Origin of the sequence: Trichocoleus sp. FACHB-591 (genome assembly GCF_014695845.1) — a bacterium.
Taxonomy (GTDB): Bacteria; Cyanobacteriota; Cyanobacteriia; order FACHB-46; family FACHB-46; genus Trichocoleus.
Genome location: NZ_JACJPA010000025.1, coordinates 15,494 through 34,869, shown reverse-complemented (window position 1 = coordinate 34,869; position 19,376 = coordinate 15,494). Strand labels below are relative to the sequence as shown.

The window sequence follows — 19,376 nt, the reverse complement described above, 5'->3', positions numbered from 1 at the left end:
TCTCGTCAATAACAGTTCAGTACTACTATGTTCGATTCAAATCGTTGTAAAGACTTTCACAAAGCGCAAGTGCACTCATACAGAAAGATGCAGCAGTTCCTACATTCAAAAAATCTCGGATCTCTAGATGTTGTCCGAAATCACCGACTGACTTGATGTGGTTGACTAGAACATAGGTAGATTTGGAAATGTATCGAGTGACAGGGCGAGAGTTTTGAGTTCCAGTCGCAAGACGAAGAATATTACAGTGTTCACCACGGCTGCGAGGTAGTTGTCTGTTTGGGGCTAGAAGCCCATCTCGCCACTCGCCTGATTCTCGCCATTCAGTGACCCAACTAGAAGGAATTGAGCGATCGCGAGGTAATTCTTTCTCCCAAATCAGATCAAGTGCCCGTTCTGCAATACTTCGCATCCAAACCAGCGACCCCTCGGGAGAGGGAGAGATGTCTCGAATCGCCTTACGTACATGACCAGTGAGGGTTTGATCAACAAGTGGAATCTGAGCAAGTCTCAGTTCTAAAGTGCCTTGAATGTTTTCCTCAAAAACTCCGACACTACCAAATAAGCGTTGCAGGTCAGCAACTCCAGGGCTTCTGAGTCGTGCATATTTCTCAATGATCTTGCAGGCTGGTTTGAGAGTGCCTCCTGTAGTTTGTAGAAAGCCTCGTCTCTCCAATTCAGATTTTCTGCTGTGCGGCAATTGATTTTGAGGAAAGCCTCGTTCTAAAGCTAAGACTAAATCGCTCCTCATTTCGTCATTGCAATCACCCCACAGAGCTAAGAGAAGCTGAGATTGGCTGGCGACCATCCTTTCAGCAATTCGCCCAACCTCGGCTTGTGATAGCGTAGCTCCTTCAGATGTGTCACGGAAAAGCTCACGCATGAGAGCGGCTGCCAAGAGAGGAACACCTCCAGACCACGCGATAATTTCTCGTTTTGCGGCAGGCTCAATCGTAACGTTCTTCTCCTGAATCGGTTTCAGGAAACCCTCCCAGTCTGATTCTTCGAGCTTATTAATCTCTAACGGCGTATCATAGAAGATTTCCCAGAAGTCAGAAGATTTGGATTCCTCGGATGCACAAAGCTCTCGAAGGGGACGACGGCTGCCTGTGACCAGGGTCAAGCTGGGGTGAAGTGCTAAAGTTCGCATGTTATCCCAGAGCATTCTGGTGATATTTGAAGCGGCTAGAACGTGATCGAAGCCGTCTAGAACAGCAAGCAGGCGATCACCTGTACGGTCTAGCTCTCCAAACGCTAGATCAAGGAATTCATGAGGATTGCTGTTACCATTTAGGTCGATACACTCTGCGACTTCTGGTCGAAATTGCTTGATCGTTGATTTAACTTCTTTAGCAAAACAAAGTCTAAAGTCTTCATCAGCTGTGGGTGTAGTGTGGCGGAAGTCGATGTACAGCGCTGTCGTGAAGTAGTCATTTCCAGGGCGATACTTCTCTGCTAGATGATTAAGTAGTACGCTTTTTCCATAGCGGGCGAATCCAATGACTGATACATGATCGGGCGTTGGCTTCAATAAATGGCTTTCTAAATCTGCCAGCATCTGTTCTCGTCCCAACAATTTTGGAACGGTTCCCCCTAGCACTTGATAAAACTCAGTCATTACAATACCTCCTCGGCTTCTCTCATTGCTTCCCGTTTTAGATCTTCAAAATCAATATGGCGCTGAATCCATTTCTCCATTAGTGGAATGGAGAGGGCATAAGCTTCACGCCCCTGAGTAGAATCAAAATCAATCAATTCCAATTCTCGTAAAAAGTCCAAATCCTCTCCTAGCCCTCGTTTTTTGGGGACACGAATCCCAAATTCTTCAAGCTTCGTTTCTAAAAAATCGAGGTTTGTTGGATCATCACCATCTACAAAACGCTGACAAATTGCCAGAATCATTCGTCGGCGTTCAGTTCCCGCATACTTCCACAGGGTGCGGAAATGTTCATTGTCTTCTACCATTGCAGTGGCAGCAGATTCGACCAATGCGGGCGTGATGGTTCTTTCTGCCTGTCGCTTTGATCGCTCAAACACACGAGTACATAACGACTGAATTAGATAAGGTTGGCAGGCACAGAGATTGACGAGTCGATCGCGAGCTTCGGGTAAAAACAACAGTTGTCCCTCAACAGGTTCAGTCACAAGGTTTCTTGCACTATCAAGAGGTAAAGCGCTAATGCCAATCTGATAGCCAAACCCAAATAAGGCTGACCAGTATTCTTCCCGCAGCCGCTTCAGGCGTCGCGATCCAGTAATGATTGCTGACATATCTGAGTAGGTGTGCAGGAGATAGCGAATATTTTCGGGAACTTGAGGATTGGTGATGCCTTGATCAATTCCCTCTTGGAGTTTGTCAAACTCATCCAGCATTAAAAGCAACTTGCAGGGCTGGATTGCTTCTAAAACACTTCGCAGATACAGTTCAAATGCTTCAAAGGGATGGTCTCCAGAAAACGTGGCGTCTAAAGCGTCTACCAGTTCTCGTACCAAGGGCCTGTCTGAAGCAGGTGGTGGCTGGCTTGGTAACCAGGTTACAACTCCAGCTGTGGTACAAGCTTCCCAAATTGTTCTGGTGAATAGTCGAAAGACGTGGCGAGTTGCCATACTGTCTGCCCCTTGCAAGGAGCATTCCACCATTAACCAGCTATGTAAATTGTTGTCTTTTTGAAGCTGCCTGAGAATTGAAGTTTTTCCAGTGCGGCGATTGCCTTCGAGCAAAATCACATTAGATTGAGTTTCATCATTGAGGTGATCTTTAATTTGCTCAATGACATCGTCTCGCCCGTAAAACATTTCTTCTCGTTCGATCGGTCTACCAACCACATAGGGACTGGCTCCCAAGTTGGCAACAGATGACTCTCGAAGCGAACGAATAGCAAGGGAGAGTGGAATCTCTCCTTGAACCATGTTTCCGTCAAGCCGTTGCGCTCTCCATATTACGGTGAAGTCAAACGTTCCTGATGTCTGTTGAGGTTTCACAAGGAGTGGAATTTTACCTTTCTCACTTTCGGAGAGGTAGGTTATTTTTCCAGTTCCAATGGTCGGGACAGTCTGAAATGATAAATTTCTTAGAGAAGTTGGAGATACGTTGTGGATGAGTAAATTTACTTCACTGGGTGTTCCAACTTCAACACTAGCAGGCTCAGGGTTTATCTCAATCCCAGTATTTTCTAAAGTTGATTCAATTTCACGAGTAACTAACTTGATGACTTCATAACTAACTTGCCGTGCCCTTTCGATCACAGCAATAGAGTTGTTGTCTAGTTCTTCAAGTGCATCCCTCATCCGGCGATGGGCATTCTCTAGCACTGCTAAGCGACCTGTTCCATCTGGAATTTCATGGATGCCTGTAAGGGCAGAAGCAGCGGTGGCAGAGGCAATCAACCAAGGCAGGATCTCTGCGGGAACAGTCTCTAACCCGTGAACTTCTCGATTTCTGAGGTTGCTGAGTTCTTTACCAAAGCGATCGCACCACAGCAGCCTTGCTTCACTTCCTGCTTTCTCCGTTTCTGCAATCGATCGAACGACTTTAGATTGTTCAAGCCAGGTCAACACAGGGTCGTCACTGGCACCCGTAGCCATACGGACTAATGCACTTAAGGCATCTGAAATTCGTCCGTGAGTCCCTTGCCAAAGACGATCCTGCATCTGAAGGGGTGCTACAGGTATCTTCAGATCTTTCAGTGCTTCCATCGAAAGATGTTGGATAGTCGCTCCACGAGCGTGCCCCTTTAGCCAAGACTGATAGGCAGGAGAGCGCAAGAGTTCTGCTAGAAATTGAGCCGTTACCCCCTCTTTGGGACGAATGACAGCAAGACCTTGTGTTGCGATCGCTCCTACCGTTCCAGCTACATCTGAGATAAGCCCTACTTTGCCTATTGTCCCTGACTTTGTAACGATGATGTCTAGAGGTCGTAGGTAATGCTTTTTCTTAACCTTTGACTCTCCAGCTTTCGTAAGAAATAACTCCGGAGCTTTTGCCCCCACGTCTTTCACATCAGAAACGCGAAGCAGCCCTTTGACAACATCAGGGTGCTTAGGATCTTTGGTAATCATCTCCTGCTTATAGGAAATCCCTGTAAAAACTTCAGCGACTTGCTGTAACGATCGCAGCTTGATGGTGGGATCGGTTTCAATCAGGGTATTTAACTGCTCAGCTAAGGCATCATCACCTGTTCGCTTTACAATCAGTTCCCAATCTCGTTGGGCAAGCGTTGTAATTGGCGTATTCCAGAGATGAGTCCCAGGTTTGCCGTCGTGAAATGTTTGGGCAACTCGCTTTACAAATAACCGTTGTTCATCAGGTGATGCGAATTCTCGTTTTCGCTGACCAGAGGGAAAATTTTCGACCAAGAAGAAGCGGATGGAAGAAGCAGGCTCTTCTCGTCGAAAGATCAGAAGGTTGGAGTTAAGCCCAGTAAATGGAGCGAAGGCTCCTGGAGGCAGTGCCAGAACCCCTTCAACGTAGAAGTCAGATACCAACCGTTCGCGAAGATACTTTTCTGCGCCAGAGCGGAAGAAAATACCGTCAGGGAAGGCGACGACGGCTCGACCACCTGGACGCAGAGAAGCCATGATGTGTTGTAGGAAAAGCGCTTCTGTGGTTGAGGTAGGGATTGGAAATTCATTTCGATGAGCGTAAGCAGATGATCTCTGCCCCCAGGGTGGCACTGCCAGAATGCGATCGAATCCTTCAGATGCACGGTTTTGTAGTAGTGATCGTTCTAACGTGTCACCAAGTTCGAGCCGGGGTTGATCAATACCTGCAAGGACAACGCGCGTGAGTCCAATTGCGTAGGCGATGGGATTAATCTCAACGCCAAAAATGCTGGTTTCTTGAATGGCTAGCCAGCTGCCGGGTGAGAGCACAGTAGCTTGTTCTTGCAGACGGCGGGTGGAAGCAACGAGCAAGCCACCCATGCCAAAGCAAGGATCGTAGATGCGATCGCCTGGTTTTGGGTCAGCGAGTTCGATCATTAAATCAACGATCGGCTGAGGGGTCATAAACTGACCAGAATCTTTGCCCCCCGTGAAGTCTGAGATTAGAACTTCTAGAACATTTCCGGCAGCAGCTCGATCCGCTGTAAAGTCGAAGGGCAAGGAGTCGATCCAGCGGAATAGCTCGAAAATGGGTTCTAGTGAAGATAGCGATTCCGATTGCTCAATTCCAGTTTGTTCGAGAGCAACTCCGATTCGATGAAGCTGCTGCCCAAGTGGAGTGGAATCTGCCCATTTTAGAGATGGAACAAGTTCACGTTGGAAGAACCTCATGAGGTCATGAAAATCTCGTTGTCGCAATGCCGACCAACGAAGATGGTCTGGCAGCGCGGAAGGGTAGTGCGATCGATCAAATTCGGCGATCGCTCTTTGCTCTGCTTCATGAAAGTCTGCCCAGCGTAAAAACAGCAAAGCTGCGGCATGAACGACAACATCACGATCGAGCATTCTGCCGTTTCTGCGGTAAGCGTTTAGCACTCCCCACAGTTCTTTTTTAAGGTCTCGCTGTTCTAAAGAGTTCATCTGATAGGTTAAAGTTCTCCAGCAAAGGCTTTTCGTAAAATTGCAGCAGATAGGGCTTTGGTATTAGTTTGAGAAGAATGCTGAACGATTTTGTCTTGATGCTGCTAGACCTTCCTGCAAGGTGTGATATTCGTTGCGCGGCATCTTTTGCTCCTCTGCTTTCCTGGTGACTAAATCTCAACTTTGTTAGTATGCCCCTGCCGTAATGACGTAATCGCTTCGTCTAGTGATAGCATCCCGAAGTCCTATTACACTTGTATCCGATACCTCCTCCAAAGTACAACAACCTGATGCGAATGACGAAAAAGCAGCTTCACCCGTTTTCATGTAGATCGTTAGAGAAGCAAGTGCGATAAAGCTAGGGTTAAGGTAGTTGGGCAAGAGAGACAGTTGAATGCTTTGATGCTTTGATGGAGAAATTAGAACAGTTGCACAATAATTTACCCTGGCAGCAACTAACTCAAGGCGATCACACAATGAATGACAGCAAGGCATTGTTTGATTACTGGTATGATCGAGCTCGGCTGAGAAATCATGAACTCATCGCAGCATCCGAGCACGTTCCAACTCAGAAACTACGTCACGAATGTACGAATTATGATGAACTCTGGCGGAGCACTGGGGTTCAACAGTTGGATGAGCCAGAGCGCAGCAAAGTCATTGCGATCATTAAGTACGAATGTACAGCTAAGGTTTTGCAGCATCGGGCTGGATGCCTTCGCGATCGAGCATGTGAACTTGAGGAAGCGTGTCATGAACGGGATCAACAGAAGTCCAAACTTTTGGCTTTGCTCAAGGCATTGCAGGAAAAGTTGTTTGGCAAGGACAAAGAAATTAAGCGCCTGGAAACACGAATCGCATCTCTAGCTGCCGAAAATGAAGCTCTCCGGGTTGAAGCTGAGAACAGCAAGGCTGAGTCAGAATTGCGTACAGAACTAGAACAACTTAGAAAGCGATATGATGCAGTCGAGAAACGCAGACAGGAATTAGCCCAAAACAATAAGAGCTTAGGGGGCAGAGTTGCCCACACCAAACGCTATAAACAGCAACGGGATGAAGCAAAGGCTTTAGTAGAACAGCAGCAAACTCAAATCGCTACCTTAATCCAGGAGAATCAGCATCTCCGTGCAGAAAATGAGCGGTTTCACCGAGAATTGAAGCGAGCACAGAACTAGAAAACCTACGTTTTTGAGCGTTTGGTGCAATTATGAAATTTCAAGAACTAAAGGCAAAAGTCTATGAGTTAGCTAAGGTGACTACTACTCAGCAACTCAAGGTGAAATACGAGGAAATTAAGACGTTGGATATGCGTCGAAGAGCCTCATGGGAAAAGGCTCTTTCTGTTATTCAGAGCCAGCGAAATGAGTTTGAAACTTGGCTAGAAAACCCTCCAGAAGAATATAAAGATCTATTTGCAGAAATCAAAGGAGCTTCACAGAAATATGACCAGAAATCAACGGAAGCAGAGCAACTAGCGCAAGAAGTACTTTTGATGGCAAACAGTTTTGAAGCTTTAGCTAATGAGTGTCAAGACGAAGCGGTCCAACTAGAAAAGGAAGTAGAAGCATCAAGACGGATCAGAAAACAGGCTGAATTAAATTAAAGTTTTTAGGGGCTCCTTGCCGACCACCAACAGAGCGGCACAACAGTTGCCTGAGCATGTCACCATAGCCAAGGGCAACTTGGTAATGTTCTGGCATGTGCTCGAAGTGGTAGCCTTTGCCCCAGCCGTCGTCAATCGTTCTAACGTGTGCTCCTGTCACTTGGCTCGAGAGGCGGATACAGCGAGCGCAACAGACAGGCTTCTGCTCATCACTGGAGTTTAGCCTAAGGAGAAATAAGCCCATGCATCAACTGCTTTGTGGGTATCCAACCTTGCTGGACATGCAGAGTGTGATGAATCCCATCTATCGTAGTTGCTGCAAGTACCCACCCTTGCGCTTTAGCCCAGCTGAACCAGGCGTTAAAGCCAGCAGGTAAGAGAGAGGTGCTAGATGCCACAATAGCCAGCTTCCAGCCTTGCAAAATGGCTTGATGGAGATAGCCTATGGGGTTACGAATGGAATGGTGCTGGCGTTGGTGTTGGAGGTAGGCGATCGCGGCTGGGACTCGGTCTGGAAACTGAGCGATCGCTGCCTTCAGTGACTTTGGTATTGGAGAAGCGGAGTCCTGTCCGATCGCTTGGGCGACAGCCTCAATGAGTTCTGGGAATTCTAAGTCTTGATTGTTCAAAAATTTCCCAGAACTAGGGGCGGAAGAGTTGTCTTTGTCAGAATTGCTTAACTCGCTACAAGGAACAGAACAGCGATCGCTCGACTTTGGCAACTGAGACAACTCCCCAGCTTTAACGGTTGCTACTGCTTCAACGCTTTCAGCTTCTGCAACAACCACTGTTGCTTGTTCTGAAAAAGAGGTCTTTGAAGAAATCTCTGGATTTGAGATGTGATTACTTTGCACGTCGAGGCGATCGCTATTCACAGCTCGAGGTGTGATGAGATCGCCCAAGTTGCCTGCAAACGCTTGCAATCTTTCATAGTTGATTCGATAGAACATGACGCGCTTGTACTGGCTGAGCCAATGTTGAGCGGTTTGGATCAGTCCCAGTTTTTTGAGGTTGGCGATCGCTTTTCTTAAGCCGTACTCGCTCATCCAAGGAAACTGTTTTTGCCAAGCTTTAAGGGAGTTATAAATCCACTTCACGCCATTACTTAGCCAACCCCTCGTCTCTGAGTTGAGGGTCCAGTAGTGCAGTTGTTGCAGGAATGCCCCTTCATCAAATCCGGTGCCTGCTCTGCCCAGTGCTTGCTTGAGCAGCCCGGTGAGTTGAGGGGGAATCGGAATGGAGTTGACTTCCAAAGTTTTTGAGTTCATATCTGTATTTCTCCAATAAGTTCGAAGGCTTGATGGAAGGTGGTTTAACCTAGCTGCTGTGAGTGCTGGGAAACTGCCCTTTGGAGCCGTCTGCCGATCCCCCGCACAAGCTGTTGAAATCGGGTAATCTCTGCCTCAACAGCTTGGCGCTGTTGCTCTAGGGCGGCCACTTGATGACCTCGGGCGATCGCGGCTCTGACTTTCCCCACAACCCGATGCGAGAGATGTTTAGTTTTAACTTTCGGCTGTCCTGAGGGCTTGTATTCTCCCGTCAGCCAGCGCAGTTGGTAGTAGAGATATTGCTTGCCGTTCTTGCTCTTGGTGTAGGTCTCAATCCATTGGTCGCGATAAACTTCTCCTTCCTCGGTAATTGCTTGAATGGCCTGAGTTAAGCGATCGCGGTCGTAGTGGAGGGAGTTGAGGAGTGTGAGATAGGTGGGGAGCCAATGAAGTTCTGGGAATGCATCGAGGTCTAAAACGAGAGAATTTCCCAGAACAGCAGGCAAGCCTGAGCAGCCAGGGGAACTAGGGTCGGCAGTGACAGAAGCGAAATATGACATCAGAAACTGACCCACAACTGAGGTGGGTGACAGGATGGATGATGGTTTGGGTCGTTAATTGTTGGCTAGTAGGGAGAGAAGGGAGGTTCTATCTCCCTACTGAGGAAATGACTAATCAATGAGAGGGCTGGTTGGTAGAGCGATCGCCGCCATCTTTTCAGCCAAGCGATCGCTCTGCTTTAGAGAGGCTTGAGTGGATGATTAGAACGGCAAAGCTAGATCATGCAAGTCTTTAGAGACCAGCACTAACCACCAGCCGTTGCGGTAGCCGAGGGCAACCGTGCCAAAGCCGAAGCGTTTTTGGTCTTGCTCCCAGATCCACATTGCTTGAAGCCCTGAGTCGAGGGTAGAACAGCGTGAGAAAGGAATAAGTTCGGAAACTGCTTGTCCAGCCTTTTGAGCAGATCTCTGGATAGATCTTGAACCGATAGTAGCGTTCAGCCGTTGCTGATCCTGTTGACATGTAGGGCAGCTGAGTCTGAACTCGGTATTGCAGCAATCGGGGGTAGAACGGCATCCTTCTGCATAACCCTGGAGATAGGTGCTGTTGCGACAGAACTGGGGATGGTGAGCCCGTCGATTCATGCCATCGCGAAAGCCAGCACTAAAAATCTGATCGGGCGCAACAATAGGGTTGCGTCGAGGAAATCTTGATAACATAGGTTTAAGTCTGTAAAGGACATTGAGGGCGATCGCTGACCGTGGAAAGTAGGCGATCGCTTTCTCATTGGTTCCCTCTGCATTTCTCAACCTGACTTGGGACAGGCTTCGGTTGCATTAATTCTTTGATTTCTTGTGGTTAAAAATAGATTTCTTGATTCTGATTGACAACCCTAATTTGGGTATTGGCAGGGTAAGTAATCCAGACGGCGCATCTAAGGTTTCTAAATGATTTTGTAGAGTGCAGTGATTTAGGTCGAATGTCTACTGTCAGTGTTGCAGCATAAGTTGCGCCCAACTTCTCCAAGCAGCCTAGCTCGAACCTTTAAGCAGGCTTAACCCTTTAGGATTTGTCAAATCCTTCCTTCTCGTTCAGCTTGATCAACCACTTGCTTGATGAGTCGTTCTAGGAAGTTGCTGACACTACGGTCTTCCAGAGCAGCAAGCTTCTCTAGCTTCTGCTTCAGTTCTTCCTCTATATAGGTAGCTACCCTGGATTTATCTGTAGGCACGTCGAAAATCATCATACTTTTTCTCCATTGTCTACTGAAGATAGACTTTTGCTTTAAGTAGATTACCTTTGTATACTTTATGCTACCATGCTTCGTAAGAACTGGGGGAAGAAGCAACCCACTTCGTATTAAGTCTTTTCAGGAGATTAAGCACATGAGTGAATGCCGTGATGTATCGGCCTTTAAGCCGATCGCAGACCCAATTACTTATTCGCAGGAAACGCAGCTGCAACCCACTCAGAAGCCTGTTAGCTTAGAAGCTGCGACTTCCCCTGTCACTTCTCACGAAGGTAGTGCGAACTCTCCTCTTGTCCTGTGGCGACCCACGGAACCGCAGTTCACCAAAGCGATCGCGGAGTATTACGGCGTATCCCGCAAGTCAGTCCAGCAGTGGTTTCAAAAGGTGAAAGAGGCGTGCCCCTGGTTTCGTGAAGCGGATTTAAGGCTACCTGACGAGCGCTATACGCCGCTTTGTATCGAACTGATGGGCGACTACCGCCTCTCCGGGCTACCGCTTGAAGCTTGGAAAGCCAAAGTTTGGGAGCAAAACCCTGACCTCGTGACGACTTATCAAGCCTCAAAGCCGCCTGCTGAGCACGTTCAAACCGCTGCCCCCACCACTGCCATCACGTTACGACCCTCGGAGACGCCGATCGCGGTGCCGCAAGTTGAAAGCTTGAACCTGAGCGTCATTGACTCCACTCAACGCCTGACCGAGGCGATCGCGAGCTTAAACACGACGCTGCAACAGTTTGTGACCAACGACCAAACCTTAGAAGCGGCTTTAAGGCAAAACGCTAGCCAAAAGGGCACCCGCCTCGGCACTGAACTCGCCATTACCGAAGTCGGCAGCATGGTGCAAGCCACCGAAGCGGTTCGGGTGGAACTGGCAAAAAAGTTGGGGCTGCTCTCAAACCCCAGCGAATCTCCACCGTCCCCCTCTGTCTGATTGTCCTTCTCCTCGTGGTTGCGGTGGTGGGTGGCTGGGCTTGGATGGGGGGCGATCGCTCAACGCTCAGCCTAGAAAACCCTTGCCCTGAGCATTCATTGTTTTGTCTCAGTGACTGACTTCCCTCCTTCCACTAGGGCGTATTTCTTGAGGTACCCCTGATGATTACCACCGAAATTCAACTCCCCGACTCGCTGTTTGACCAGCTCCAGCAGGTACTCCACACGCATCCCGCCCTCTCTTGGAATGTGGTCCTCTGCCAAGCCCTGCACGCCTACTTACCGCAACTCGTGGACTCGGAGCCCCAAGACTCTAGTTCTCTTCTTTAAATCCTCACGCCAGGAGACTTCAAGGCTATGACACCCAATCCCTGCCTGCAACACTTGATTGCAGACCCAACTTTCGGTTATCTCTTTCCCCATCGCTTGACCTTAGCGGCTTTTGGGGTGCCGAATGACTATCACTTGCGCAAGCACTACCCGCGCCTCGTGGAGGGCCAGCACTACCTGAAGATTCGCGGGAGCGATCATGTGGAACGTTTGTTCTACATTCTGGTGGGCCTGCTGATGCTTGCAGACCTTGTCAATACCCCACAGTGGCAAGCGTTTAAGTAAGCTTTAGTAACGCACACTCAACTCCCTGGCGCGATCGTTCCGGCTCCCACCACGCCCCTCACCCCATATCCTTCGGGTGGTGCCGCCTACCCAACTCCTGACTCCACCTTCCACGCCCCTGACCCGGAGCCCTTTTCCACGCCAGCTCCGACTTCAGTCGCCCCTTACCCTCTCCCGGCGATTGCCTGGATAAGCGGAAGAGCCGAGCGATCGCCCGCTGCCCCGCTTTGCCACGAACACCCCCACCCCTCAAGACACCGCTGCTCTGATTTTTGAAGCCCAACGAGTCGCGGGTGAACAAGCTCAACAAACCGCCCAAGCCCTGCTACAAGCCCAACGCTTGGTGGCGGAGCAACAACCAAGCGAAATCCACGTCAATGTCAATGTCTGGAAGCGCTGGGATGACTGGCTCTCCCGTCAAGATGCCTGGGCGGTGCTGCTGATCGTGACCTCGCTGGTGGCAATGGCAGGCATCGGCACCTACTTGCTCGTGAGTGCGGCTGTGCGCCCCACGTCTGCTCCTCTGACGGTGTCCCCTCAAAGCCAAGGCAGGTAAACCATGCGACGAATGGTGAAGTATTCTCCGAGTCCCGATGAATCACGTCCGTCTCTAAATGCTCATCTCGTTACCCCCCGCACACGAGAGCTGAGCGAAACTGAACTCAACACGGAGCTGGAGCGCCTCAAACGCCAACAGCGGGGGGTGAAACTGGCGATCGCGGAAGCCGAGCTGGAAAAAGAGCGGATTAGCCTGACTCAAAAGCGGGTGGAAGTGGGGATTGCCAAAGTCAACCTCGAGTCCACCAAATGCGACTTCCTCGCTGCCGCGCACAAACTCGTGGAAAAACGAGCCAGGGTGGCGATCGCCAGCGACAATGCTCAGTCCGCCCTCAGCGAGTGGAGTATGAACCAAGATGCCATCCGCGAGAAGGTCCAAAGCATTCATCTCTCGGTTCAGGAAGCGACCCAAAAGAATGTGGACAAGGAAGATGACCTGCACCTGCGAGGGGTGGTATCTCGCTTCTCTTTACGCTGATGTTGGCTGGAGCGGGATAGACCCGAAACACGCTCATGAAACGACTCGCAATCGCCCTATCTTGCCCGCTCTGCCTAAATCTGCTGACAATAGGACTGCGCTGGCTGGTGGTCAGCCAAAGGCTTTCCTTTGCCAATGTGGGACTGATCGCCCTAGTGGGCTTAGGGGTGGTGACTTTGACCTACTTCGCCACCCTCGAGGCCAGTCCCCATTATTCCCTCTATCACCGGGAAGCCAAAATCTACGCAGTAGCCGCCTTAGCGGGTGTCCTGCTGGGATTACTCTAAGTGCTGACAGTCGAGGTGGTGTAATATGACCGCTCGAGATCGCCCTTCAAATCATGTCCTGGTGGTCTTGGCCCTCCTGTCGCTGTTTAGCTTTGTGGGGATTGGCGATCGCTCGCATCAATGGCTCTGGGTCTCTCTGCGGGTGGTCGGCTGTGGAGCCGCCCTTTCAGCGGCTTACGGCTACTCCCAGGAAGAAGAGACCATCCAGAGCACGGATGAACATACCCGCCTGCTTGAGGTGGCCAACGAGGTCAGAGAGGGGTATGAGTGGCAGCAGTACAACCTCCAATTGCAGCATCAGCGCGAAATTGAGCAGTATGAACAAGTCCTCGCGCAACTCCAAACCCAGCTGCAAGCCGCAGAAGTGGTTAACTTTGACCAGATGGAAGCCGAGCGAGAACGCTTAGCTCTAGACTATGATCGCCTGCAAAAAGAACGGGAACGCTTGACCCAGGAACAAGCTCTGCTGGAAGAGCATTACGATCGCCAGCAGCAAGCCCTCGAAGCCCGAGAAGCAGCGTTAAGGGAGCAGGAGGAGGCGTTTGAAGCCGCCATGCGTGAGCAGATTGCCCAAGAGCGCGATCGCCTCCAAGCCCAAGAAGACGCCTTGAATGAGCGCGAACGCTTGATGCTGCAGCACTTTGAGCAGGAATGGGCGGAGCGCGAGGAGTTCTACGCCGCGATCGCCGATGCGGCGGTGCAGGAGTCTTACAGCCTCAAAAAACCAGACTTGCCGAGGGGCACCAGCCATGAAGAACTCCTAGCACGGGAAGCGATTCGTTGCCTCTACGAGCATGGCATTGTGGTCAAAAAACCCTTTGTCCGTCCACTACCCCGCGATCGCTTTGAGCTGTGCTTTGAAGTGCTACCAGTCCTGGTCGATGGCAAACTCAGCACCCCGATTCGCTCCAGTGGGGAAGCCCTGAAGAAAATTGAAAAAGATTTGCTCAAACCGCTGCGGATTGCCGTGCCGGGTTGCTGCGCCGACCCGATCGCAGAACCTATTGATGGGGGGCTCAAACTCACCTTTGATGTTTCTGGCACTGATTGGGAAGCCCTCGAGCGCGATCGCAAGGCCAGAGCTGATGCCATTCACGACCCAGACCCGAGTCATCTAGCCACCTTCGTCAAAGAAAACCCCCAAATTTGCTTGATGGGGGACTCTGGGGAAGGCAAGACGACCTTGATCAACAACTTGATTCTCCTGATGGAGCAAGATTTGGGGGAAAACGTGGGCTTGATTCTCACCAACCCCAAACCCAACGAAGAAACAGACCTCAGCAAGCTCAAGTATGCCGATTTTGACTCCAGCATCTTTGGCTTACTCGAAGCGGCGACCGAAATCCTCTATCGCCTGGATTTGAACACCAACGCTCTGCTCGAACGACGCACCATCCCCGACAATCCTCTCCCTATCTTTACGCCGCTGATTTACTTCTTTGATGAGTTCTCGGAGATCGCTGGGGTGTGGAATCGCTGCAAGCCAGAAGTGATGGAAGAGGTGCTCGATGAATTTGCGGCCACGCTCCCCCCTGAGAAACTGCATGTCATGGACTTCATCCGCAAGCGAGTGTCTCCCAGCTCCTTCGCTGGAGATTTGCTGAAGTTTTGCTGGCGGGTGGGACGGAGCGAAAAAGTGAAGCTGCTGATTGCGGGACAAAACCTGAAAGCATCGAGTATTGGCGTTTTGATTACCGACTTAAATCAAACGGCGATTCTGTATCTCGGTGAAGCCATTCGAGAAGGGATTGAAACGCGAATCTCCTCCTGGCAAAAAGAATCCCTCAACCAAGAATATGCCCATCGCAGTCAAAAAGTGGCAGAGAAAAAAGCCAATCGCTTTTATGGCTTATTCGTCCCCAAAGGCAGTAAAGCTTATTTTTCTACGCTACCAGATGAATTCGCTTTTTCTCAAGATAACGCCTCATTGGAGACGGTGCAGCGCCAAGATGAGCCCGCACCGGATGCACCCACCGCACCAGGCGCACCAGATTTGGTGCAAGAGTTAGAACGTTTATGGCATCTGCCTTCTAAGGGTGCTGACCCCGACCGCACCGGTGAAGACCGCACCCGCACCAACGCGGTGCCAGACCCCTTTGACCCCCTTGACCCCGAGATTAACTCCTCCCTCACGGAAGCGGTTCTGAAGAACTTCGATGTCTACAAATCTCAAACCAAAGTCATCGAAATGGTGTGGAATGTGGGCAAGTCTGGTACCAGCAATAAGTACCGAGCCGCGAAGTGGAAACTGAGGCGAATTCTCAAGAAACACGATCGCAATCTACCCGGAAAATCCTGGGGTGAAGACCCGGATGATTTCAAGAAATTCCACGAGATACTTTAGCCATCAACCGTATCTTTATTATTAGAAACTGCGATCGCGTTGGCTTGCCTGTGCGGAGCACGTATCGCCTTAGTTGTGAGTCTAGGGAGGATAGTGAAGCAGATCTCTCCCTCAGATTCTGCTCTGGGTGACGGTGCGATCGTCTCCCTTCCGCTCAAGCAAAGGCTACCTTACAAGGCATGATTAGGGATGACCAGCACATCCTCAAACTGCACCGGTTTCCCAACTCTCGATCAGGTGAGCGATTGCAGGCAGAAGATCACGACCTGTAGTGGGGGTAGATCGAATGCCAATTTCCAGTCATATCTGATTCTTGCCCCACCTTGATTCTGGGGGAGTGGTTAACGCCTGGAAGGGGGTAAAAACCTACCCAAAAGTTGGTAGTGCCCAGAATTAGGGATAATGACGTAATGAAATTCTCAATTTACATGGGTTCGAGCGCTGGATAGCCTTACATCTTGAGCGCTATCGCTGCCGAGTTGGAATCTGAATCTTAAACTCCGTCCCCTCGCCCTGGGTTGAAAGACAATCTAACTTGCCAGCATGTTTTTCAGTAATGATTTGGTAGCTGATGGACATGCCCATACCCGTCCCTTTGCCAATCGGCTTAGTGGTAAAGAAGGGATCAAATACCCGTTGTTGAATTGCCTCAGGAATACCAAGTCCATTATCTGAGATTGTCACGATGATCCATTTGGTATCCAGAACTAATGTGCGAATTTTAATGTAACTTGGATCGGCCTTCCTCCCTTGGTCGGTCTGCTTAGTATGGCGTTCTTCTAAAGCATCAATCGCATTGGCCAAGATATTCATAAACACCTGATTGAGTTGCCCTGGATAACACTCCACCAGGGGTAGTGGACTGTACTCTTTAATTACTTGAATTTCTGGGCGTTCGGCTCTGGCCTTTAAGCGGTGTTGCAGGATCAACAAAGTACTGTCAATCCCTCCATGAATGTCCACTGACTTGAATTCTGCTTCATCTAGGCGAGAGAAGTTACGCAGAGACAACACAATCTCCCGAATGCGCTGTGTCCCCATTCGCATAGATTGCAGAATTTTGTGGAGATCCTGGGTAAGGAAATCAAGGTCAATTTCATTTAGGGTTTCTTGCAGTTCTTGGGGTGGATGAGGATAGTGTTGCTGATACGCCTCCACGACTTCCAGCAGATCTTGTGTATAGCTATGCATGTGGTCGAGATTGCCATGAATAAAATTGACTGGGTTGTTGATTTCATGGGCCACTCCAGCGACTAATTGTCCTAGACTCGACATTTTTTCGCTCTGCACCACTTGAGTTTGAGTTCGATGCAATTCCTCAAGCAACTGTTTGAAATGCGCGTTCTTCTCACTCAGCGCCTGGGTTCGTTCTTCCACTCTTTGTTCTAAGGTTTGGCTATAGGTCTCTAGCTGCTGATTAGTGTCTTGTTGCTGTTTCAGCAACTGGTTTACTGAATAAATGAGTTGATTGAACGACCGAGCCAGCGCGCCAACTTCATCGGTACTTGTGACAGGAGCTTGAAGGACAAAGTTAGACTCTCGAATCGACTGCTGAGCAATATTTGTTAGGGTGCGAACCGGACGAGCGATCGCCCGAGCGATCACGAAGGCTAGCACGATGGCGATTGCTGTGGAGAGCGCCATGCTAAGGATGATAATTCGTAGTCGTAGGATGTCAGCTTGAGTGAGCTGTGCATTGGCTTGATCTTCTTGTCGTTCTGCTGCCTGGTTAATCAGCGCTAACCTTTTGGCAAGGTCTTCAAATTGAATTTTGATCTGAGTTGCCTTGGGTCCACGAACTGCCACTACAATCTTTTTTTCTGCAAGAGCCCGCCCGCCGAATGACCGTTTTTGCGGATCGATTTGTTGCCAAAGGCCTTGCATTAATCGATTGTACGCATCTAGGGTTTGGTGATACTTTGCCAATAATTCCTTCAATTCAGCTGGACTGACTGCCGTATCGTGTGGGTTGTTTTCAATAAATTGCTCTAACTCAGACAACGTTCGCTTCAATTGACGAGAGGAGAGTTGAAACTTACTGGTTTCGTACTGGAACCACACCGAATCCTCAAGCACGGCAAACAGCTCTTGAGGATGAGCCCGGACAGTTAAGGTAGTTCGCTCTAGCTCTCCTAACAGGTCTTGTTGATAATCCGTTAGCTCATGCCGAGACTGAGCCTGCTGCTGGTAATAATTGCCGATTACGAGTCCGATTGCAGTTCCAGTCACAGCAATGCCAATGGCTAGCCCATAGCTATAGCTAATTTTCTTGGCAATACTAGAGTTTGCAACCACGGATTTGCAGGAATGAAACCACAGCTTCGGGGCACTCATATAAAATCCAGCCAGCAGTAACTATCAGATGCGCATCACAACAAGATGATCGAGGGAATCAGCAGCGTGCGATCGCTGAACCTATCCCCTCGGTTATTAGAGAACCTCTTAGCGTCTAGTATCTAGACGCTCACTGGATCACTTCTGATTGCCCAATTACACGATAGACCTCCCGAATCATGTTGTAGTCCGCGTCATTGGCAATGCTTAGTATTCCGCCCCTAAATCTTTTCGCAAGTTCCTCGCCAGCCAAAATTGCCTGCATGAGTTTTTCTCGGCGCTTCAGCATGCGTGAACGCATCACTTCAACCACTTGAGGATTGATCTGGCTACTCACGGCAAAAACATCCCCTGGTAACAGTGGACCTTGCGCTAAAACTGGATAATCTTTTGCGGACAGACCTTCCTCTTTCAATGTTGCCAAGTAGCGAGAAAGAGCCCTTGATGCCGCATCGATTTTGCCCGTTTTCAATCTCACAAGGCGATCGTCATTGTCTGGCTCAATGATTTTGACCTCCAGTGGATTCACCCCCGCATCAATCAGTATCTTGACAGCACCTAGATGAGAGGCGGCTGCCCCGAGTTGCCAAACATCCAACGTTTTTCCTTTGAGATCTGCAAGGGACTGAATGCCACTACCCGCATAGACAGCAATCACCGTGCGATAGTTTTGGCGTTGGAGGGTAACCAAGGGAAGCGCTTGTGCCCTAGCCCGTAAAACCACATATTCCGAGGGTCCCGCCCAAGCAAAGTCTATCTCTCCTGATAGCATGGCTGGAGCAGCAGCAATCAGATTCTCCACGGGAAAGAACTCGATATTGGTTTCCAGAACTTCTTCCAGCGCTACTCGAAACGGCTCATAGTCACGCTGCAACTCCTCGAGTCCTTTCGCATCGGTCACGGCAAAGCGGAGTTTTTCTGGCATGGTCACTCGTGAGTGAGTAGATCGAATTTGGGTTGTAGCAGAACAACCTCCTACAAACAGCAGAGAGCCCGTGACAAAATTACGTCGCTTCATAGTGGGTTTAGTATCACAAAGAATGGGTTTGGCGTCACGAGGCGCATCAGGATGGTTAGTGTAGCTCTTCAAGAGCAGTAAGATTAATCTGCCAAGTTCTCAAAAGTTCTCAAGGCTTTTAGAAGGTCACAGCATGCCAGTGGGATAATGGTAGTTGTGGGAGGGAATGAGCTTAGGAATCCCCAAATATTCAGTGAGACTACGAGTGTAGGCAGAATTTACGCGTTTTGTAGGAAATTTCTAATCAATTTGTCGGAGATCTAGTCTCTTGACTTCTACAAAATCTCAAGTAGTGAAGTAATAAATGAACCGAGTGTCTCCGCATTTCCTCGCGCTTGAAATCGCATAACGTCTTGCGATAGAAACACGATCGCCCTTTACCGGGAAAACCCTGAGGTGAAGATCTGGATGACTTCAAGAAATTCCACGAGATCATTTAGCCAGCAACCGCATCTTAATGATTAAAAACTATTGGTGCGTTGGCTTGCCTGTGCGGAGCACGTATTGCCCTATTGATGGGTGGAAAGAGGGTACTGAAGCAGCAGGTCCCCCTCAAATTCTGCTCTGACTTGCAGTAAAACTTCGTCCGCTTCAGTCCAGGCGAGTACCATCTGATCACAAAGCACGACTGGGACAACCCTAAAGAGTTCTCAATCTAAGCTTGTCGC

The 19,376-nt window shown here is 49.5% G+C and carries 19 protein-coding genes; 8 read left to right on the top strand and 11 right to left on the bottom strand.

What is annotated here, in order from left to right; translation table 11 throughout:
* Window positions 1–25 precede the first annotated feature (25 nt).
* On the bottom strand, window positions 26–1,618 hold the full coding sequence (locus H6F90_RS03755) for an ATP-binding protein (protein ID WP_190550353.1): 1,593 nt from the start codon (window positions 1,616–1,618) through the stop codon (window positions 26–28).
* The gene (locus H6F90_RS03750) at window positions 1,618–5,523 is read right to left on the bottom strand and encodes an N-6 DNA methylase (protein ID WP_190550351.1); all 3,906 of its coding nucleotides are present in this window, start codon (window positions 5,521–5,523) and stop codon (window positions 1,618–1,620) included. Before H6F90_RS03750 ends, H6F90_RS03755 begins: the two co-directional genes overlap by 1 nt.
* Window positions 5,524–5,933: 410 nt before the next feature.
* Here H6F90_RS03750 and H6F90_RS03745 point away from each other — a divergent pair, with 410 nt between their 5' ends.
* Both H6F90_RS03745 and H6F90_RS03740 read left to right on the top strand, forming a co-directional pair.
* Window positions 5,934–6,698, top strand: a complete 765-nt coding sequence (locus H6F90_RS03745; RefSeq protein WP_199295701.1) for a hypothetical protein — start codon at window positions 5,934–5,936, stop codon at window positions 6,696–6,698.
* Between the two features lie 32 nt (window positions 6,699–6,730).
* Window positions 6,731–7,126 carry a hypothetical protein gene (locus tag H6F90_RS03740; protein ID WP_190550349.1) on the top strand — a complete coding sequence of 132 codons (396 nt, stop codon included), beginning with the start codon at window positions 6,731–6,733 and terminating at the stop codon, window positions 7,124–7,126.
* Here the strand turns inward: H6F90_RS03740 and H6F90_RS03735 are convergent.
* From H6F90_RS03735 to H6F90_RS03715, 5 genes are all read right to left on the bottom strand, one after another.
* Window positions 7,101–7,370: a hypothetical protein gene (locus H6F90_RS03735; RefSeq protein ID WP_190550347.1), complete on the bottom strand. Its 270-nt coding sequence runs from the start codon at window positions 7,368–7,370 to the stop codon at window positions 7,101–7,103. The two genes, H6F90_RS03740 and H6F90_RS03735, sit on opposite strands and share 26 nt — an antisense overlap.
* Window positions 7,351–8,394, bottom strand: a complete 1,044-nt coding sequence (locus H6F90_RS03730) for a hypothetical protein (protein WP_190550345.1) — start codon at window positions 8,392–8,394, stop codon at window positions 7,351–7,353. The genes H6F90_RS03735 and H6F90_RS03730 overlap by 20 nt, the downstream gene beginning before the upstream one ends.
* Before the next feature lie 44 nt (window positions 8,395–8,438).
* Entirely contained in the window at window positions 8,439–8,954 is a 516-nt protein-coding gene (locus tag H6F90_RS03725) for a hypothetical protein (RefSeq protein ID WP_190550343.1), read from the bottom strand.
* A 201-nt stretch (window positions 8,955–9,155) separates the two neighbouring features.
* Window positions 9,156–9,704, bottom strand: coding sequence for a hypothetical protein (locus H6F90_RS03720; RefSeq protein WP_190550341.1), 549 nt, complete (start codon window positions 9,702–9,704; stop codon window positions 9,156–9,158).
* Window positions 9,705–9,967: 263 nt separating this feature from the next.
* Window positions 9,968–10,141, bottom strand: a complete 174-nt coding sequence (locus tag H6F90_RS03715) for a ribbon-helix-helix protein, CopG family (protein WP_199295700.1) — start codon at window positions 10,139–10,141, stop codon at window positions 9,968–9,970.
* Window positions 10,142–10,280: 139 nt separating this feature from the next.
* Here H6F90_RS03715 and H6F90_RS03710 point away from each other — a divergent pair, with 139 nt between their 5' ends.
* From H6F90_RS03710 to H6F90_RS03700, 3 genes are all read left to right on the top strand, one after another.
* The gene (locus tag H6F90_RS03710; RefSeq protein WP_190550339.1) at window positions 10,281–11,075 is read left to right on the top strand and encodes a hypothetical protein; all 795 of its coding nucleotides are present in this window, start codon (window positions 10,281–10,283) and stop codon (window positions 11,073–11,075) included.
* Window positions 11,076–11,236: 161 nt separating this feature from the next.
* On the top strand, window positions 11,237–11,404 hold the full coding sequence (locus H6F90_RS03705) for a hypothetical protein (RefSeq protein ID WP_190550338.1): 168 nt from the start codon (window positions 11,237–11,239) through the stop codon (window positions 11,402–11,404).
* Between the two features lie 27 nt (window positions 11,405–11,431).
* Window positions 11,432–11,689, top strand: a complete 258-nt coding sequence (locus H6F90_RS03700) for a hypothetical protein (RefSeq protein ID WP_190550336.1) — start codon at window positions 11,432–11,434, stop codon at window positions 11,687–11,689.
* A 58-nt stretch (window positions 11,690–11,747) separates the two neighbouring features.
* On the opposite strand, the gene H6F90_RS03695 is transcribed toward H6F90_RS03700, so the two are convergent.
* Both H6F90_RS03695 and H6F90_RS03690 read right to left on the bottom strand, forming a co-directional pair.
* Entirely contained in the window at window positions 11,748–11,996 is a 249-nt protein-coding gene (locus H6F90_RS03695) for a hypothetical protein (protein WP_190550334.1), read from the bottom strand.
* A gap of 18 nt (window positions 11,997–12,014) precedes the next feature.
* Entirely contained in the window at window positions 12,015–12,236 is a 222-nt protein-coding gene (locus H6F90_RS03690) for a hypothetical protein (RefSeq protein WP_190550330.1), read from the bottom strand.
* Window positions 12,237–12,248: 12 nt separating this feature from the next.
* On the opposite strand from H6F90_RS03690, the gene H6F90_RS03685 reads away from it, so the two are divergent.
* The 3 genes from H6F90_RS03685 to H6F90_RS03675 are packed head-to-tail and all read left to right on the top strand — an operon-like array spanning window position 12,249 to window position 15,356.
* Window positions 12,249–12,725 carry a hypothetical protein gene (locus H6F90_RS03685; protein WP_190550328.1) on the top strand — a complete coding sequence of 159 codons (477 nt, stop codon included), beginning with the start codon at window positions 12,249–12,251 and terminating at the stop codon, window positions 12,723–12,725.
* Between the two features lie 35 nt (window positions 12,726–12,760).
* The gene (locus tag H6F90_RS03680; protein ID WP_190550326.1) at window positions 12,761–13,012 is read left to right on the top strand and encodes a hypothetical protein; all 252 of its coding nucleotides are present in this window, start codon (window positions 12,761–12,763) and stop codon (window positions 13,010–13,012) included.
* Between the two features lie 25 nt (window positions 13,013–13,037).
* On the top strand, window positions 13,038–15,356 hold the full coding sequence (locus H6F90_RS03675; RefSeq protein ID WP_190550324.1) for a hypothetical protein: 2,319 nt from the start codon (window positions 13,038–13,040) through the stop codon (window positions 15,354–15,356).
* Between the two features lie 465 nt (window positions 15,357–15,821).
* Here the strand turns inward: H6F90_RS03675 and H6F90_RS31380 are convergent, their stop codons facing one another.
* Window positions 15,822–17,651, bottom strand: coding sequence for a sensor histidine kinase (locus H6F90_RS31380; protein ID WP_370587937.1), 1,830 nt, complete (start codon window positions 17,649–17,651; stop codon window positions 15,822–15,824).
* Between the two features lie 169 nt (window positions 17,652–17,820).
* Window positions 17,821–18,615: a phosphate/phosphite/phosphonate ABC transporter substrate-binding protein gene (locus tag H6F90_RS03665; protein ID WP_206756154.1), complete on the bottom strand. Its 795-nt coding sequence runs from the start codon at window positions 18,613–18,615 to the stop codon at window positions 17,821–17,823.
* Between the last annotated feature and the right edge of the window lie 761 nt (window positions 18,616–19,376).

Coding starts and splice junctions, on each gene's coding strand:
- H6F90_RS03755 (WP_190550353.1), bottom strand. CDS start 1,618: ATGACTGAGTTTTATCAAGTGCTAGGGGGAACCGTTCCAAAATTGTTG.
- H6F90_RS03750 (WP_190550351.1), bottom strand. CDS start 5,523: ATGAACTCTTTAGAACAGCGAGACCTTAAAAAAGAACTGTGGGGAGTG.
- H6F90_RS03745 (WP_199295701.1), top strand. CDS start 5,934: ATGGAGAAATTAGAACAGTTGCACAATAATTTACCCTGGCAGCAACTA.
- H6F90_RS03740 (WP_190550349.1), top strand. CDS start 6,731: ATGAAATTTCAAGAACTAAAGGCAAAAGTCTATGAGTTAGCTAAGGTG.
- H6F90_RS03735 (WP_190550347.1), bottom strand. CDS start 7,370: ATGGGCTTATTTCTCCTTAGGCTAAACTCCAGTGATGAGCAGAAGCCT.
- H6F90_RS03730 (WP_190550345.1), bottom strand. CDS start 8,394: ATGAACTCAAAAACTTTGGAAGTCAACTCCATTCCGATTCCCCCTCAA.
- H6F90_RS03725 (WP_190550343.1), bottom strand. CDS start 8,954: ATGTCATATTTCGCTTCTGTCACTGCCGACCCTAGTTCCCCTGGCTGC.
- H6F90_RS03715 (WP_199295700.1), bottom strand. CDS start 10,141: ATGATGATTTTCGACGTGCCTACAGATAAATCCAGGGTAGCTACCTAT.
- H6F90_RS03710 (WP_190550339.1), top strand. CDS start 10,281: ATGAGTGAATGCCGTGATGTATCGGCCTTTAAGCCGATCGCAGACCCA.
- H6F90_RS03705 (WP_190550338.1), top strand. CDS start 11,237: ATGATTACCACCGAAATTCAACTCCCCGACTCGCTGTTTGACCAGCTC.
- H6F90_RS03700 (WP_190550336.1), top strand. CDS start 11,432: ATGACACCCAATCCCTGCCTGCAACACTTGATTGCAGACCCAACTTTC.
- H6F90_RS03685 (WP_190550328.1), top strand. CDS start 12,249: ATGCGACGAATGGTGAAGTATTCTCCGAGTCCCGATGAATCACGTCCG.
- H6F90_RS03680 (WP_190550326.1), top strand. CDS start 12,761: ATGAAACGACTCGCAATCGCCCTATCTTGCCCGCTCTGCCTAAATCTG.
- H6F90_RS03675 (WP_190550324.1), top strand. CDS start 13,038: ATGACCGCTCGAGATCGCCCTTCAAATCATGTCCTGGTGGTCTTGGCC.
- H6F90_RS03665 (WP_206756154.1), bottom strand. CDS start 18,615: ATGCCAGAAAAACTCCGCTTTGCCGTGACCGATGCGAAAGGACTCGAG.